Below are 15,656 nucleotides of genomic sequence, written 5' to 3'. Positions count from 1 at the left end.
GCAGGTCGTGCGGCGGTCCGGGCGGAGCCGATCACTACGCTTGGCCCGTGGGTCACACCGAGGATGTCGCCGAGGGGGCGGGGCCGTTCACCACGAGGCTGACCTGGCGGCTGGCCGGGGGCGGCACCGCGGTCTGGGAGTCGCGCGCGGTGCGCAAACGCGGTGTGCTCGCCGTACGGCCCGCAGGAGTGCCGGAGGCGGTCCCGCGGCCCGCGGACGCGGTCGCCCTGCGTCGTCTGCGGGTGCTCAACGACATCGCTGCCGCCGCCTTCACGGTGGGCGGGGCGCTGTTCGCGCTGGGCGCGGCACTCTCCCTGGGCTCCTACGATCCGACGACGATCGCCTCCGTCTACTTCGCGGGCGGGCTGTTCTTCAACACCGGCGGCTACGCCTCCCTCCTCCAGGTGGTCAACGCGCCCCGGCGGGGTGAGTCGTCCGATGCGCTGGAGACGCACCGCTGGCGGTGGTGGAGCTACGAGCCCATGCGGATCGGCTGGCTCAGCGCCTTCGTACTGTTCGCCGGGACGCTCGTGTTCGGCATCAGCCTGCTCACCTCGTTCCTCCAGGGCCTCTCGGCCCAGCAGGTGAACCGGCTCGTCTGGGCCCCCGATGCGGCCGGATGTCTGCTGTTCCTGATCTCCGGTCACCTCGCCCTGCTGGAGGTGTGCCACGGCCGGCCGGGGATCCGCGCGCACGACCTCGGCTGGTGGATCGTCGCCGTCAACCAGTTCGGGTCCGTGCTGTTCCTGGTCTCGGCGTTGGCGGGCTTCACCAGGCCCCACACCGGCAGCCTGGTGAACGTGGCCCTCGCGGACTGGGGGACCCTCACCGGCGCGTTGTGCTTCTCCGTCGGCGGGGTGCTCCAGGTGTTCGAGAGGCCGTGAGGCGGCGCGGCGGCCGCCGTACGGAACTACCTCACACGGTAACCGTCGTGGGCGACGGATCGCTCGTTGAAGCCGGCGAAGTCGTCGACCCACTGCCCGGCGTCCTCGGGCACGTCGTCGAAGAACGACATCAACTCGGTTACCACGCCACCGTCCACCGCGAGGCGCAGACGTGAGGCGATGAAGGCAGCTTCGTCCGGACCGACATGCCAGTCGGCGTTGGAGAGGAACTTCTCCATGTCCGCGGTCTGTCCGTTCGGCTCGAATCCGGGCAGACGAAGCGCCTGCTCCAACCCCTGTCCGGCGGCGGCACCCGCCTCCCTCATGACCTCCCGGACGAACCCCATCTGCCGGCCGTTCAAACCGAAGGCGCCACCGGGGGCCTGGCGCTCGAACTCGAATGCGTATCCCATGCGGGCAGCGTAGGGGTTCAGTCGAAGGCCGTGCCCGTCAGGACCCGGGCAACGCCCTGCTCAGGATCATCCATGGCCGGGCGCATGAAGCGCGGCTCTCCACTCGCGGTCCTCCGCACAGAGCGGGGACATCCATTCGTTCTGTCTCCACACCCGAACGGGCGTGGTCCCGGCCTCTCCTGGCGGACCGGCAGAAAACCGCGGACCCGCACGATTCCGGGCACGGGCGCCGTTCCGTCCACCGGGGGGCGCGGCACGGTCCGGCCCACGGCACGCCGCACACCGTCACGATTCCGCCCACTGACGGGAATCCGCCACACCGACGTGATTCCGCCGGCCGACGCGATCCCGCACCGCCATTCCGTGACGGTGATTCCCGGCCACGAATCCTCGCACGGCGAATCCCGGCCGCGTTTTCCGCCGGTTCGCACGAAGTCGGCATGCCGCTGCCCGGACCAAGCCGATGTGCCGCTGACGGAGCGGTGGGCCGCGGCCGGGAACCGGTGGGGCGGTGTCAGCCGGCTGCGGTCAGCGAGACGGGAGCGGTGATCCACCGCACGACCGTCGCGACGATCGTGTCATCGAGCCCGCACAGGGCCTCGATCGTCTCGGCGTCACCGCCCAGCGGCGCGACACCCGCCGAGATGAGGGCGGCCTGCAACTCCAGGCGGCGCCTGTCGTCCGCGGCCAGGGCGACGGTCAGCCGCCTGCCGGGGTCGGGCGGGGCCAGCGGGGACTCCTCGCCGGACGGCGGCGCGGGACGGTGATCGCACTCCCGCGCGCCGGGCGGACGGCGGGGGTCCGTCATCATTCCCCGCGCCGTCATAGAAGGGGAAATAACCTGACCGATACCCATTGACTCTCCTGGTTTGCGTTGCAGACACACGAAAATCTTCCACAACCCGGCATTGAATTTTCCTGCCGTTCCCATGAACAACTCCCACTCAAGAGAAGATCATCACACTTGGGGGGCCTCGGTGCGATACACGAGCGCAGGCTATAGCAATGAGCGAAGAGAGTATCCCATGCAGAAAGGCCCGGCGAATGAGGTAGACGCATGGCGCGGATATGACTATCAGAACGGAAAATGCCACACACATGGAATCCCTCCGTCCGTTCCGCTTTCCGACGACCGTTCGACCGCCGTGCGGGCTGGGTCGACGACGGCAGTCGCGCACAGTCGCACGGACGCACCCCGGTCTCCCGTTCGACACGCCAATCGGCACACAGCCGCACACACAGCCCGGCGCCGCACACGGGCTTCGCATACGGCCCCGGGACCGCCTCAGGCACCGGCCGCGGCTTATCGTCAGCGATCTCGGCTACCTTTAGCTTTTGACTCTCTTCGGGTTGATTGCGCTCGAACAGCGCGTCCTGAAGGCCGCCTCGAGGGTTTGTGTGCACGTGGAACCGCGTGAGCTATGGGAAAGAAATACAATCCTGGCGAAAGCCTTCTGCTCCAGCGACGATCGGGTGCGGGAGGCGCAGAGCGCCCTGGACGAGGCACAGGCCGACCGTACGCGGAAGCTCGCCGCATTCGCAGTGGTGGTAGGCGACGACGGAAGTGTGGCCGGCATGATGGGCCTCCAGGAACGCGAGGTGCGCCTGGCGCGCCGGACCGTGGGCCGGGAGGGTGCGCGCACCGTGGCGGCCAATCTGCTGACGGCCATGCCGGAGAAGCCCGTCGAGGATCCCGCCGAGCCCATGACCGATTCCCGCTTCCCCTATCAGCGGGCGGAGGCCGCGCCCACAGTTCCCCCGCCGCCACCGTACGTACCACCGCCTCCCCAACCCACTGTCGCGGCGCCGGGGGTCCCCCTCGACGACACCTGGTTCGACACCCAGCCGATGGCGCCCGTATGGTCCACGGCGATGGACTCCGTGCTGATCTGGAGCTGGCAGTCGGGCCTGGACCTGCAAGTCGTCGCGAACGAACTCGGCGTGGAGCTGAGGGCGGTGCTCCAACGGGTCCAGACCCTCGCCGCCGACGGCCACCTGGTCAAGCCCGATCCCCCCGGCGCGCGGGGCACTTCGGGCCGGCACCGCAGGTACGAGGAGGCCCTCGCCTTCGCCGACGTGGGAAGCAGCAACCAGTCCGATCTCTACCCACCGCCCGAGTGGGGCTGACGCGGCCACTCCTCCGCCGCCCTGCCCGCCCACCGGGGACGGCGGGCGGGCGGCGCGGCCCGGCCGAGCGTTTCGCGGTGCCGCGTCCGGCGCGTCCGGGCTCTCGCTCAACGCGATCGCCAAGCAGATGGGCATGAGCGGACCCGCGCTCCACCGCTACTTCCCGAGCCGCGACGAGCCGATCACCGAGCTCATATCGAGTTACAACCTATGACGGAACGTGTCGAGGTGGTCCTGTCTGGCGAGGTGGAGCCGGAAGGGCTGGGCTTCCGCCGTGGTCCAGTGCCCCGCGCGGGTGTGGGCCAGGTGGTCGTCGCCATGGAGGCGACCGGTGTGTCCCCTGCCCAACGGCCGACGTGCGTGCTTCTTCAATGCGTGGGCCGGACAGGCGTTCGGCAAGGACCGCTTCCGCAGCCGCCTGCAACACGACCTCGGCCAGGTCCTCGCGGCGATGCAACCAGGGGAGATCACCCCGCGGATCGCCGCCGAGATCCCGCTCGCCCGCGTCGCGGACGCCGTGCGCTGGCGGAGTCCGGAAAGGTCGCCGGCAAGGTCGTCCTCACGCCGTAGCCGTCGCCCGTCCCGCCCCGGCCGCGGGCGCCGCGGGTTCAGCCGGCCGTCGCCAGCAGGCCGGGCAGGTCCCGCATGTCGTCGAACAGCACGGCGCCCGGACCTCGTAGCCGAGCGGCAGGTGTCAGCCCGCCGTGGTAGCCGAAGGCCCGCATCCCGGCGGCGCGGGCGGCCTCCACTCCGTAGACACTGTCCTCGATCACCGCGCACCTTGCGGGCTCCACGCCCAGGGAGCGCGCCGCGTGCAGGAAGAGGTCCGGCGCCGGCTTGCCCCTCGGGACGTCGACGGCACTGAACACGCGGTCCCCGAAGTAGCCGCTCAGTGCGGTGATCTCCAGGCTTCGCCGGATGCCGTCGGGGTGCCCGTTCGATGCGACGCAAAACGGTGCGTCCAGACGGTCGAGGGCTTCCGTCACGCCGTCGACGGCGGTCAGTCCGGCTTCGAAGGCCTCCTCGTACAGATGCTCGTAGCGCTTCAGCCAGTCCTTCTCCAGGCGCCGGCCGAGCCGCTCCTCCATCGCTGCCGTGTAAACCTCGGTGGACGAGCCCACGAACCGTTCGATGATCTCGGCCTCGGTGAAAGCGCACCCCAGGTCGGCCGCGATCTTCGCGTCGACCGCGACACAGATCCGCTCGCTGTCCACGAGCACACCGTCACAGTCGAAGATGACCAGTTCAACGGGAGCAGGCGTCATGATCGAACAGCGTAGCGGGTCGCTCCGGGCACCAACGGACAGGCGAACGAGCCGGGCCCCGGACCGAAGTCCGGGGCCCGGCCCGCTCAACCCTCTCCGGTCCGAGGGGAGTCGGCCGCCTCGCGCCGCTACGGCCGGTGGCCGCGTGGCCACGCCGACCGACCGACCGACCGACCGCCCGACCGCCCGCAGAAATCCTCGGCAAAGTCGGCCCGTTCACGTCCCGGAGCGTCGGCCGGCCATCGCCTCGGGCGGCCGGTGCGTCGCGGGAGCGCCGCCTGGCCCTCTGGCATCCACCCGGCGAGAGCCGCATGATGGACACTCCACCCATGCCTCATGGAGGACCCGTATGGACCCTTTGTCCCTTGCCATCGCCGGTGCTCTCGTCGCGGGTATCGCCACCGGGGCGGGTGAAGCCACCGGAGCCGCCCTGCCGGCCCTGGCCCGGAGGATCAGGGAGCGTTTCGCCGGCCGTTCGGGGGAGCTGGATTCCCGGACGCAGCTCGCGACCGCGCTCGACGAGGAGTTCACCCGAGACCCGTCGTTCCGCCAGGAGTGCGAGTCGCTGTGGAACCAGGCCGCGGGAGACAGCGTCGCCAACTCCTTCAACGGCCAGGCGAAGAACGTCGTCCAGGCCCGGGACATCCACGGTGGGCTCACCATCCAGTGATCCGCGCCGCCCGGCGCACCGGACCGCGGATCACTCACGCCCGGCGAGGAGGGGTGCCATGTCCCTGGTGATCGCCCAGCGTTCATGGTCCCGCCAGACTCCGTCGATCCGGATGAAACCCGGCGAGAGCCCCTCCTTCCGGAAGCCGAGCCGCCGAACGAGTTCCCGCGACGCGGTGTTGCCGGGCTGGATATCGGCTTCCACCCGATGGAGGCCCAATTCCTCGAATGCGTGGCGAACCGCGAGCGCCACACCCACGGACATGTATCCCTGCCTCGCATAGGGCAGGAACACGGCATATCCGAGCACACCGCGCTGGTAGGGCTCGTGAACGATGCCGTTGATATTGATCATTCCGACGAGGTCGCCCTCGTCTGCGAGACAGAGCACCATGCAGACGGCGGTGACCTGGTCGGATCTGGCCAGATAGGCCGAGAATCCACTGGGCGTCCGAGGTATTCCGACCCAGGGATGGTGAAGATCGGCGCTCATCCGGGCGAGTTCGAGGAATCTCTCCTCGTCGTCGGCGGTGACCAACCGCAGTACGACGTCTGTGGGTTGAGCTGCTTCCCTACTCATCGGCCCGAGTCTACGACCCCGACTCCGCGAATATCCGAGGACTGGGAACGCAGAGGGGCCCAGTGCTACTCTGACGGCATCGGTGAGGCGCTCGTCGGCTCCGGATTCATGGATCGAGCACCGTCCTCACGGTACGGGAACCGCGCACTCTCAATGGCCCCTCTCCTTCCCCGAGGCAGAACAAGGTGACCATGAGCGACAACGATCCCCCAGGGCGCCCGCTCCCCGATATCCAAAGCATCCCGCTCGCGGGGCTGTTCGCCGATTCGGCCGGCCTTGCGGCGGAATTCCGGACACGGATCCTGAATCCCCGGGCACCCGTGCACACCATGGCCGCTTTCAATTCGGAAATCGGATCCCCCGCTCCCACGCGGATGGCCGTCTTCCAGTCCGATATCGGGGGCGGTGAGTGCCTCCGTACATCGACCAGTTCGTCCTGAAGGTCCACGGCGGCTGCGATCTGGCCTGCGATCACTGCTATGTGTACGAGCATGCCGATCAGAGCTGGCGGGAGAAACCCCGGACGATGGGTCAGGAAGTCGTCGCGCAGGTGGCGGCCCGCATAGCGGAGCACGCCCGTGCCCACCGTCTGCCCATGGTCCGCATCACCCTCCACGGCGGTGAACCGCTCCTGCTCGGCATCACGCGCATGCGGGGGATCCTCGAAACCCTCCGGACGGTTCTGGACGACGTCACCGCGCTCAGCCTGCACGTCCAGACCAACGGCGTCACGCTCAGCGAACGGTTCTGCGGACTGTTCGACGCCCACGGTGTGCAGATCGGCGTCTCCCTCGACGGCGACCGGGCGTCAAACGACCGGCATCGTCGCTACGCGAACGGCCGCAGCAGTCATGCCAAGGTCCTCCGAGGCCTCGCCCTGCTGCGGCGCCCGGAGTTCCGTCATCTCTACGGCGGAATCCTGTGCACCGTGGACACGGCGAACGACCCGATCTCCGTTTACGAGGCACTGCTCGCCGAGTCCCCGCCACGCCTGGACTTCCTGTTCCCGCACGCGACATGGGCGGACCCGCCGCCCGGGCACGGAGCGATCCCGGCGCCCTATGCCGCCTGGCTGGGCCGCATCCACTCCCGCTGGCTCACCGACGGCATGCCGGTCCCGATCCGGCTGTTCGACGCCCTGACGGCGGCCTCACGGGGCGAGCCCAGCGGCAGCGAAGCGGTGGGGCTCCGACCGGTGGCACTGGCCGTGGTGGACACCGACGGGTCGTGGGAGCAGGCGGATTCACTGAAGACCGCCTATGCCGGTGCGCCCGCGACCGGCATGTCCGTCGTCACCCACAGCGTCGACCGCCTGCTGTCCCATCCGGGGATCGCGGCGCGGAACGAACGCCATGCGGAGCTGTGTGCGACCTGCGCGGCCTGCCCGGTGCTGCGCACCTGCGGAGGCGGGCTGTACGCCCATCGTTACCGCCCGGGGAACGGCTTCGACAACCCGTCGGTGTACTGCGACGATCTCCGCGTGCTGGCGACGGAGGTTCCCGCGGCGCGGTCCGCGGTGACCGCGGCTTCCGGCGGCGGGAATTCCCGGCCGCCCGCCGACCGTCATCTGCCGGCGGGTGCGTTCGCCGTCTTCGCCGCCGGTGCGGGGACCGCCGAAGGCATGGCTGCCCTGCGAGCCATGCAGCTTTCGCTGACCCGGGCCCTGATCGCGGGCATGCCCCCGCCCGTCACCGGGACGGAACTGGGTGCGGCGGCCTCGGCAGGCCGGGATCTGCTGATCGAACTCGACGGCAGCCACCCGGAGGAGACGGCGGAGGTCCTGTGCCACCCCTTCGTGCAGGCATGGGCTGCCCACTGTCTGACCACGGCCGGCTCGGCGGGCTCCGCCCCCGAACGGAACCTCGCGCACATCGCATGCGTCGCGGCGGCCGTCGCCCGGCGGGCGGGAGCCGGGATACGCCTGTCCCTGCCGGTACGATCCGGTCTGGTGCATCTGCCGGGCACGGGCGCCGCACGGGTCCGGGCCGACGGGCCGACCGCTGTCCTGTCCCTGGAACGGGCCGGCCCGGAGACGGGTGAGTGGTTCGGTGTCAGGCGGCTCATCGCACCGTCGCTGCCCGTCGCCGTCGACGACCTCGATCCGTACCGCGCCGCTGACGGCCGGCCTGCTCTGGGCAGGCTCCCGGCAGCGCAGTGGGAGCGCTGGCGAAGCGTCCTGACCCGCGCCGGGGACGAACTGTCGCGGCTCGTCCCCCATTACGCCACCCCGCTGAGGGCAGGGCTGCGGGCAGTCGTCCCGCTCCGTACCTCCGCGGACGACCAGGGGTACGGTGCCCGGCGTCCTCCGCCACGGGCCTTTGGCGCGGTGTGCGTGGGGCTACCGGAGGGGCCCGTCGACAGGGTGGTTGCGGACCTCGCCGGTGCTCTGCTCCGCGCGTTCCAGCACACCAAGCTGGCAGCGCTGCTGGACGTGTACGAGTTTTTCTCCGCGCCGGATCCGCCGCCCGTCACGGTGCCGTGGTGGCCCGGCCCTGTGGCGGCGGAGCAGGCCCTCCACGGGCTCTACGCGGACCTCGCGCTCGCGGAGCTGTGGCACGCACGCGCGACCGATCCCCTGCTCACGGCCACGCCCGGGGAGCGGCGTGAGGCCGACGTGGCGTTCCGGCGCCATCTGGACCGGGCGGACAGCATGGTGGACGCTCTGATGACCGACGCGTCACCGGCCCCTGCAGGCCTCCGGTTCACGGTCGGCCTGCGTGCCTCGATCGACCGATTGGCCGGTGCCTGACCCGCGGGCTCCGCAATACTGCCGACGAACCACCGTCACCGTGACACGAGCAAGCACCGACCGCCGGAGTGAGGGCACATGACCGCAGACGGCAGTGAGAACGCCTTCCTCGGCCGGGCCGCGAACGTCGTCCAGGCCGGGACCATCTACGGCGGCGTGAACGGCGGGCAGACCGTCCTGCCGGTGCCACGGCAACTCCCCCGGGCAGCAACGCATTTCACGGATCGCGCGGACGCCATTTTCAGACTCGACGAGCTCGCCGCCACCGAGAACGGCATCGCGATGATCTCCGGACCCGCGGGGGTCGGCAAGAGCGCCCTGGCCGTCCACTGGGCCCACGCGGTGAAGCACGCCTTTCCCGACGGCCAGCTCTACGTCAACCTCTGCGGCTACGACCGTCGTGCTCCCCTCCAACCCGAGGACGTCCTCCGTGGGTTCCTCAGCGCGATGAACGTGCCGACCGACCGTCTGGCAGGCGACCTGGACACCCTGTCGGCGCTCTTCCGCTCCCTGGCCGACGGGAAACGACTCCTCGTGGTGGCCGACAACGCCAGCAGCACAGACCAGGTACGGCCGCTGCTTCCGTCGTCGCCTGGCTGCTTCACGCTCGTCACAAGCAGGAGCCGACTCGGTAGCCTGACAGCGGTGGACGGGGCGACGCCTCTCCCCGTCATGCCGCTCGACACCCCCCAGGCGGTCGAACTGTTCCAACGACTGTCAGGTCATCAGGACACCGAAGGCGCCACCCGGCTGGTGCTTCGCTGCGGTCGCCTGCCGCTCACGGTGAGGATCGCGGCGCAGCAGGCGAGTGCCACGACGCACCTCGGCGAGCTGATGGAAGATCTCGCCGGCGACCGCGACCGGCTCACAGCTCTGTCCACACTGGACGACGGAACGGAGGTCCGTGCGGTGCTCTCGTGGTCCTACCAGGAATTACCCTCGCCCATCGGCCGTGCATTCCGCCTGCTCGCGCTGCACGCCGGGCCCGACTTCTCCTTGCCGGCGGCCGCCGCTCTGATCGGCCGTCCCGAGAGCGAGACCCGGCGCATCCTGCGCGCGCTCGGCGCCGTCAACATGGTCGAACAGATGGCGGAGAGACGCTTCCGGTACCACGACCTGCTCCGCGACTATGCGCGCGAGCGGCTGGAGGAGGAGGACACGGCGGAGGAACGAGCGGCTGCCGTGCAGCGGGAGCTGTCGTTCTACCTCCGGATGGCGGACGCCGCCGACCGTGTGCTCGCCCCCGAACGGCGGCATGTGCCGCTCGACCCGGAGCCGGACCACGGGCGGACGCCGTTCACGGATGCGAGCGCCGCACTCGCCTGGTGCGACTCCGAGCTGCTCAGCCTGATCCCCGCAGTCGACCAGGCCGTCGAGCTCGGCTTCGACGACATGGCGTGGAAACTTCCGGTGGCACTGGTGTACTTCCTGCGTCTACGGCGGCTCGACACCTACCGCTTCGACCTCTCGACGATCGCCCTGGGCGCGGCACGCCGCTCGGGCGACGCCTGGGCGGAGGCATGGAGTCTGACCTGCCTCGGCGGAGCCGAGACCGACATGGGGCGCCATGGGAGCGCACTCGGGCACTTCGGCGACGCGCTGCGGATCAGCCGGGAGATCCACGACCGCCGGTGGGAGGCCACCAGCATGTACAACCTCGCGTGGACGCTGCGCCTGCTGGGACGGCACGCCGAGGCGCTCGACGGGCAGCGGCAGGCACTCGTCGTCCACCGCGAGATCGGTGACCGGCGTGGCGAGGCGATCGCGCTGACGGAGGTCGGCGCCCTGGAGCTGCTCCTCGGTCGGCCGGCCCAGGCGTACACCGAGTACGAGCGGGCCCTGGCCGGTGCGCGTACGACGGCCGATCTGCCCACCGAGGCGCTGTCGCTGCACGGTCTCGGCGACGTCTGCCGTACCACCGGCCGTACCGCCGAGGCGATCGCGCGGTACGAACAGGCCGCGGACGTCAGGCGCCGGGTCGGGGATGTGTTCGGCCTGGCGTCCTCGCTCGCCGAACTGGGCAAGCAGCTCTGCGCCGACGGCCGCTCCGCCGAGGGAGACCGGGTCCTCGGCGAGGCCATCGCGATCCTGGACGAGCTCCAGGACCCCCTGGCGGAGGACATCAGGCGCTTCCTCTCGGAGGACACGCCGCAGGCCGACGGGTAGCGGTACCCGAGTCCCGGCCCGTACCCGCTGCCGACGAGGCCGTGGCGTGTTCCGACGTCAGTCCGCCCGCAGCCACGCGTCCAGGGTGGCGAAGTCGTCGTCCACGAGGCCGTACCGGGGGTCGACGCGATGGAGGAGGGCGCGCCCCGGGTGGTGCGACGCCACCCAGGCGCGGTCCGCATTGCCGATCTCGTCGTCGACCCAGGCGAACGGGCGTCCGTCCGCCCAGTCGCACAGCGCACGGGTCTTCCAGTGGAGTTCGCCGGGCTCCGTCTCGTCGGAGGGGTCCGGCCAGACCACCGCGGGCAGCTCCGGCAGACCGGCCCGCGGTGCGATGCACTCGTTCGCATCCGACATCCATGTCGTGGCCCACACGAGGTCGCACGGGAGCGCCGGCAATCGGGGGCCGTGCGCCGGATCGATCCTGGCGAGCAGCGGATTCTCCGCCTCGTCCAGTGGACCGTTGCCCGTCGGGTACACCGGATACCCGTCAGGGAGCTGTTGCGGCGTCGCTCCGAAGGGAATGAGGGGGCCGTCGACGTCGAGGAAGAGCAGGGGCCGCTGTAGGGGACGTATCACCACTGCACGGTAGTCGATCACCTCGTGGCGTTTGCGGGCGTGTGAGGGGCGGCTCACCGCCACTCGCCGAGTCCGCCCGCGTCCACGGCCGCGCCCCCGTCCCCGCTCCCCCGGCGGCAGCCGCTCACGCCCCTGCCGTATCACCCCGCCGGGTGCCGGCCACGCGCGGATGCGAAGGCGGTGGCGGGAGGCGACCCTGGAGGGGGAGCGCGTCCCGTGGAGAACGTGCTCGGCACAGCTGAATGCAGATGCCGTCGGGCCCGAGGCAGCAGGGCCGGACGGTCCGCAGTCGGGCGTGCCTGCCCGCTGCCCACCGGGGCTGAGGAGGAAGCCATGACCGGGGACACCCGTCTCACCGCACGCGACATCATGAACAGCGGCGTCCAGTGCATCGGCGCGCACCAGTCGCTCAAGGAAGCGGCGACGCTCATGCGCGATCTCAACGTCGGTTGTCTGCCGATATGCGGCGACAACAACAGGCTCACGGGCCTGATCACCGACCGCGACATCGTCGTGCAGTGCTGTGCCGAGGGCCTCGACCCGGCCGAGGTCCAGGCCGGTTCGCTCTCCGGGCAGCTGCACTGGATCGACGCGGACGCCGCCGCCACCGAGGCGCTCGAGACGATGGAGCAGCACCAGATCAAGCGCCTGCCGGTCATCGACGTACGGCACGGCCACCAGCTGGTCGGCATGATCAGCGAGGCCGAACTCGCCAGGAACCTGTCGGACGCGCAGATCGCCGAATTCGTGACCCGGGTGTACGCCACCGCCTGACCGGTCGCGTGGAGGAAACAGTCGTCGGGGCCGTCCGTGGATCAGTCCGCGGGCGGCCCCTGGAACGCGGCGCGGTAGGCGTGCGGGTTCGTTCCGACGACGCGTCGGAAGCGGTCGCGCGATCGGGCCGGTGACCGTCGCGGCCAGCATGTTCCCTCCCACCGTTCGCAGGGTCCTCGCGGATCCCGGCGGCGGTCACCATCCCGGTGTCCTGCGCACCCTGCACCGGATCTGCCGGGTCTACGCCGGAGTCGGCGTCGCGGTGCCCGTGTTCGGACTGGCGACCGTGAGCAGCATGGGGGTGCTGGGCGACACACGGCTGATCGTGTCGGTCCTGCTGACCGCGGCGGCGGCCGGTGTGCTGGTGCTGCTGGTGCTCCCCCGCCAGAGCGCATCATCGCCGACCTGGCCGGGCAGCCCGGCACGGCGGCGCCGGATGACGGCGACACCGGCCGGGCGAGCGCACGACTGGCCATGTACACCGGCGTGTTCAACGTCCTCTGGGCCGTGGTCACCGTGCTGATGGTCGTCCGCCCCGGCTCCACCACGGGAGCCTGACGGTGCCCGCATCCGAACGGCTGCTGCGCACCGCCGCCGTCGCCGAACTGCTCTCCCTCGCCGCTCTGTTGCTCAATCTCGCGACAGTGCACTGGCCCGCCGTGTCGTCCCTGGCGGGACCCGCGCACGGATGTGCGTACGTGTTCGTCGTCATCGCCGCCGCCCGTCATCCCCGGTCGGGGCGGCGGACGACGGCGACGGCGCTGGTGCCCGGTGTCGGCGGCGTCCTCGTCCTGCGACGGCTCGCCCGGGTCCCGCACCCGGGTCCCGCGCCTGCGTCCCCACGCCGGGGGAACGGCTCCCGACCGGCCGGCACCTCGGGGCGGGTGCCCCCTCGGGGCGGGTGACCTCGTGTCCCGGCATGTCAGCGCCCTGACGCCCCCTCCCGCTGGGCGCGGATGACGTCCCGGTACCAGGCGTACGAGGCCTTCGGGGTGCGCTCCAGGGTCTCGTAGTCGACGTGGACGAGGCCGAAGCGCTGGGCGGCCCCTTCGGCCCACTCGATGTTGTCGGTCAGGGACCAGACGAAGTAGCCGCGCACGTCGACGCCCGCCTCGACGGCACGGTGCAGCGCCCGCAGGTGGCCGTCGAGGAACGCGATGCGGCGGGTGTCGTCGAGACCGTCGTAGGAACAGCCGTTCTCGGTGATGTGGACGGGCGGGAGGCGGTCGCCGTAGCGTTCCCCGAGGGTCACGAGCAGTTCGCGGAGACCGTCGGGTACGACCGGCCAGCCGAACGCGGTCCGCTCGGCGTCGGGTATCTCCCGCAGGCCGAAGGGAAGTTCGTCGGGCATGCCGAGACCGGCGTACGAGCCGAGCGCCTCGGGAGAGGGCGCGCCGACGAGCATGGGGTTGTAGTAGTTGACGCCGTACCAGTCGAGGGGTTCGGCGATCACGGCGAGGTCGTCGGCGACCGGGCCCGGCATCAGGGCGTCGAACCCCTCGGGGTAGCGCCCGGTGAGGAGCGGGTCCGAGAAGAGCCGGTTGGTGAGGGTGTCGTAGAGGTCGGCGGCCGCGCGGTCCTGTTCGGCGGCGCTCGCCGCGCGGACCGGGGAGTGGGAGACGGCGAGGCCGATATCGGTGGCGCCGGCCGCCCGGAGGGCCCGGACGGCGAGCCCATGGGCGAGCAGCTGGTGATGGGCGGCGGGCAGCGCGTCGAAGAGGAGCCGCCTGCCGGGGGCGTGCTCTCCGAGGGCGTAGCCGAGCAGGGTCACTTCGGCGGGCTCGTTGATGGTGATCCACATGGGGACCCGGTCCCCGAGGCGTTCGACGACGACCGCGGCGTAATCCGCGAAGCGGGCGGCCGTGTCGCGGTTCAGCCAGCCTCCCGCCTCCTCCAGGGGCAGTGGCGTGTCCCAGTGGTAGAGGGTCGGCGCGGGGGTGATGCCGTGGGCGCAGAGCTCGTCGACGAGGCGGTCGTAGAAGCCGAGCCCCGCGGCGTTGACCGGGCCGCTGCCGCCGGGGATCACCCGGGGCCAGCTGATGGAGAAGCGGAAGGCCCCGGCTCCGAGTCCGGCGAGCAGGGCGACGTCCTCACGGTAGCGGTCGAGGAAGCCGGTGCCCCGGGACGCGTCCGCGCCGTCCTTGATGCGGCCCGGTTCCGCGGCGAAGGCGTCCCAGCCGGACGGGCCCTTGCCGTCGGTGTCTGCCGCGCCCTCGGTCTGGTACGCGGATGCGGACGCGCCCCACAGGAAGCCGGGCGGGAAGGCGGGCAGCGGTGTCGGGGAGGGCGTCGTCATGGCCGGACCCTAGCCCGGCGTGTCCCCCGCCGACAGACCACCGCAAGGACCGCTGGGCGACCGCCGGGCGGACCGCCGTCCGGGAGCCCTACGGCACGGCGTGCTTGAGCGACCGCAGGGCGTACGCGAAGGTGTCGGCCCCGGCGCCCAGGGCGGCGAAGAACCGCGCGTCGCACGCCTCGACCGCGACGACCGCGCGGTTTGCCAGGGCCCGGCCCTCGTCCGTCACCGCGAGGGCGCGGGCGCGTCCGTCGTGGGGGTGGGGCCCGCGCTCGACCAGGCTCCGGCTCTCCAGTGCGCGGAGGACCTGCGAGGTCATCATCGGATCGGTGGCGGCATGGTCGGCGAGCCTCCGCTGGGTCACCGGGCCCTCCGCCTGGAGCCAGGTCAGTGATGCCAGGAGCACGAACTGCACATGGGTGAGGCCGAAGGGTTTGAGGGCGGCGCGCTGTGCGGACTGCCACCGGTTGGTGACCTGCCACAGCAGCAGCCCCGGGCTCTCCTCGGCTTCGGAGAATCCGCTGGCCAGCCTGGGTTCACGGTCGGTCATGAGGTGACCCTAGCGGCACGGGCGCGGGAGACGGCTCCGCCACCCGCCGTCGGCTGCTGCGCCTGGAGACGATGCCGCCGCGCCACGCCGGGATCCGTCATACGGCGGTCTGCGCGTCCTGCGCAGCCTCGACCGCCGCGGCCAGGCGGTCGAGGTCCTCCTGCAGCGTCGCCTTGATGCCCTTGCCCAGGACGCGTTCCCAGAGGCGTGCCAGCGGGCCGGACAGGGTGACCACGACATCGACGCGGGTGGTGCCCTCCGCGGTGCGTTCGGCCAGGTGCCGGAAGGTCAGCCGGGCGCCGAGCAGCGTGGAGACATCGGTGAACTCGCGGTCCGGGACGAGGACCGAGATGACGAACGCGACCTTGGGGCCGCCCCTGGGCTTGATGACACCGGTCGATCCTTCACTGAACGGACCGTCCAGGCGCACCCATTCGGTGTCATGGCTCCACTGCGGCCAGGTGGCCATGTCTTCCCAGCGTTCGAAGAAGGCGGACGGCGACGCGGTGGAGACGATCCGGGCGTGAGCAAGAGTCATCATGCGAATAGTATGCGCGCTTATTAATTGGCCGGCAAGTCCGGTTGCCGGCGTGAAAGGAACCGG

The 15,656-nt window shown here is 70.9% G+C and carries 15 protein-coding genes and 2 pseudogenes; 9 read left to right on the top strand and 8 right to left on the bottom strand.

What is annotated here, in order from left to right:
- Positions 1-47 precede the first annotated feature (47 nt).
- The gene (locus tag ACZ4Z5_RS06815) at positions 48-884 is read left to right on the top strand and encodes a hypothetical protein (RefSeq protein ID WP_468257638.1); all 837 of its coding nucleotides are present in this window, start codon (positions 48-50) and stop codon (positions 882-884) included.
- Between the two features lie 26 nt (positions 885-910).
- Here ACZ4Z5_RS06815 and ACZ4Z5_RS06810 read toward each other — a convergent pair whose 3' ends face one another.
- Both ACZ4Z5_RS06810 and ACZ4Z5_RS06805 read right to left on the bottom strand, forming a co-directional pair.
- Entirely contained in the window at positions 911-1,297 is a 387-nt protein-coding gene (locus tag ACZ4Z5_RS06810) for a hypothetical protein (protein ID WP_468257636.1), read from the bottom strand.
- 514 nt (positions 1,298-1,811) lie between these two features.
- A complete protein-coding gene (locus tag ACZ4Z5_RS06805; protein WP_468257633.1) occupies positions 1,812-2,108 on the bottom strand; it encodes a hypothetical protein in 297 nt (98 codons plus the stop codon).
- A gap of 662 nt (positions 2,109-2,770) precedes the next feature.
- Between ACZ4Z5_RS06805 and ACZ4Z5_RS06800 the strand changes: the two genes are divergently transcribed.
- On the top strand, positions 2,771-3,424 hold the full coding sequence (locus ACZ4Z5_RS06800) for a hypothetical protein (RefSeq protein ID WP_468257631.1): 654 nt from the start codon (positions 2,771-2,773) through the stop codon (positions 3,422-3,424).
- A 79-nt stretch (positions 3,425-3,503) separates the two neighbouring features.
- Positions 3,504-3,620: pseudogene (locus tag ACZ4Z5_RS06795) on the top strand (TetR family transcriptional regulator); the annotation flags it as partial.
- A 412-nt stretch (positions 3,621-4,032) separates the two neighbouring features.
- Here ACZ4Z5_RS06795 and ACZ4Z5_RS06790 read toward each other — a convergent pair.
- The gene (locus ACZ4Z5_RS06790; protein WP_468257628.1) at positions 4,033-4,689 is read right to left on the bottom strand and encodes an HAD family hydrolase; all 657 of its coding nucleotides are present in this window, start codon (positions 4,687-4,689) and stop codon (positions 4,033-4,035) included.
- A gap of 349 nt (positions 4,690-5,038) precedes the next feature.
- On the opposite strand from ACZ4Z5_RS06790, the gene ACZ4Z5_RS06785 reads away from it, so the two are divergent.
- Positions 5,039-5,359, top strand: coding sequence for a hypothetical protein (locus ACZ4Z5_RS06785; protein WP_468257625.1), 321 nt, complete (start codon positions 5,039-5,041; stop codon positions 5,357-5,359).
- Between the two features lie 30 nt (positions 5,360-5,389).
- Here the strand turns inward: ACZ4Z5_RS06785 and ACZ4Z5_RS06780 are convergent, their stop codons facing one another.
- Complete coding sequence (locus ACZ4Z5_RS06780) at positions 5,390-5,938, bottom strand: GNAT family N-acetyltransferase (RefSeq protein ID WP_468257622.1); 549 nt, start codon at positions 5,936-5,938, stop codon at positions 5,390-5,392.
- A 409-nt stretch (positions 5,939-6,347) separates the two neighbouring features.
- On the opposite strand from ACZ4Z5_RS06780, the gene ACZ4Z5_RS06775 reads away from it, so the two are divergent.
- Both ACZ4Z5_RS06775 and ACZ4Z5_RS06770 read left to right on the top strand, forming a co-directional pair.
- On the top strand, positions 6,348-8,687 hold the full coding sequence (locus ACZ4Z5_RS06775; protein WP_468257620.1) for an FxsB family cyclophane-forming radical SAM/SPASM peptide maturase: 2,340 nt from the start codon (positions 6,348-6,350) through the stop codon (positions 8,685-8,687).
- Positions 8,688-8,765: 78 nt separating this feature from the next.
- Positions 8,766-10,853 carry a tetratricopeptide repeat protein gene (locus ACZ4Z5_RS06770; RefSeq protein WP_468257617.1) on the top strand — a complete coding sequence of 696 codons (2,088 nt, stop codon included), beginning with the start codon at positions 8,766-8,768 and terminating at the stop codon, positions 10,851-10,853.
- 57 nt (positions 10,854-10,910) lie between these two features.
- Here ACZ4Z5_RS06770 and ACZ4Z5_RS06765 read toward each other — a convergent pair whose 3' ends face one another.
- Complete coding sequence (locus ACZ4Z5_RS06765) at positions 10,911-11,432, bottom strand: HAD domain-containing protein (RefSeq protein WP_468257615.1); 522 nt, start codon at positions 11,430-11,432, stop codon at positions 10,911-10,913.
- A gap of 333 nt (positions 11,433-11,765) precedes the next feature.
- Between ACZ4Z5_RS06765 and ACZ4Z5_RS06760 the strand changes: the two genes are divergently transcribed.
- The 3 genes and pseudogenes from ACZ4Z5_RS06760 to ACZ4Z5_RS06750 all read left to right on the top strand — a co-directional run bounded on the left by ACZ4Z5_RS06760 (position 11,766) and on the right by ACZ4Z5_RS06750 (position 13,111).
- A complete protein-coding gene (locus ACZ4Z5_RS06760; RefSeq protein ID WP_468257612.1) occupies positions 11,766-12,206 on the top strand; it encodes a CBS domain-containing protein in 441 nt (146 codons plus the stop codon).
- Positions 12,207-12,354: 148 nt separating this feature from the next.
- Positions 12,355-12,764 (top strand): annotated as a pseudogene (locus ACZ4Z5_RS06755) (hypothetical protein).
- Positions 12,765-12,766: 2 nt separating this feature from the next.
- Positions 12,767-13,111 (top strand): DUF3817 domain-containing protein, encoded by a 345-nt coding sequence (locus ACZ4Z5_RS06750; RefSeq protein WP_468257609.1) that lies wholly within the window; start codon positions 12,767-12,769, stop codon positions 13,109-13,111.
- Between the two features lie 17 nt (positions 13,112-13,128).
- Here ACZ4Z5_RS06750 and ACZ4Z5_RS06745 read toward each other — a convergent pair whose 3' ends face one another.
- The 3 genes from ACZ4Z5_RS06745 to ACZ4Z5_RS06735 all read right to left on the bottom strand — a co-directional run bounded on the left by ACZ4Z5_RS06745 (position 13,129) and on the right by ACZ4Z5_RS06735 (position 15,593).
- Positions 13,129-14,502: a GH1 family beta-glucosidase gene (locus ACZ4Z5_RS06745; protein WP_468257607.1), complete on the bottom strand. Its 1,374-nt coding sequence runs from the start codon at positions 14,500-14,502 to the stop codon at positions 13,129-13,131.
- Positions 14,503-14,590: 88 nt separating this feature from the next.
- Positions 14,591-15,052, bottom strand: a complete 462-nt coding sequence (locus ACZ4Z5_RS06740) for a MarR family winged helix-turn-helix transcriptional regulator (protein WP_468257605.1) — start codon at positions 15,050-15,052, stop codon at positions 14,591-14,593.
- A gap of 97 nt (positions 15,053-15,149) precedes the next feature.
- Positions 15,150-15,593: an SRPBCC family protein gene (locus ACZ4Z5_RS06735; RefSeq protein WP_468257602.1), complete on the bottom strand. Its 444-nt coding sequence runs from the start codon at positions 15,591-15,593 to the stop codon at positions 15,150-15,152.
- Between the last annotated feature and the right edge of the window lie 63 nt (positions 15,594-15,656).

The organism is Streptomyces sp. NPDC030222, from assembly GCF_055573115.1.
Note: the sequence above shows the minus strand (reverse complement) of the source record. Positions and strands in the feature narration are given on the sequence as shown.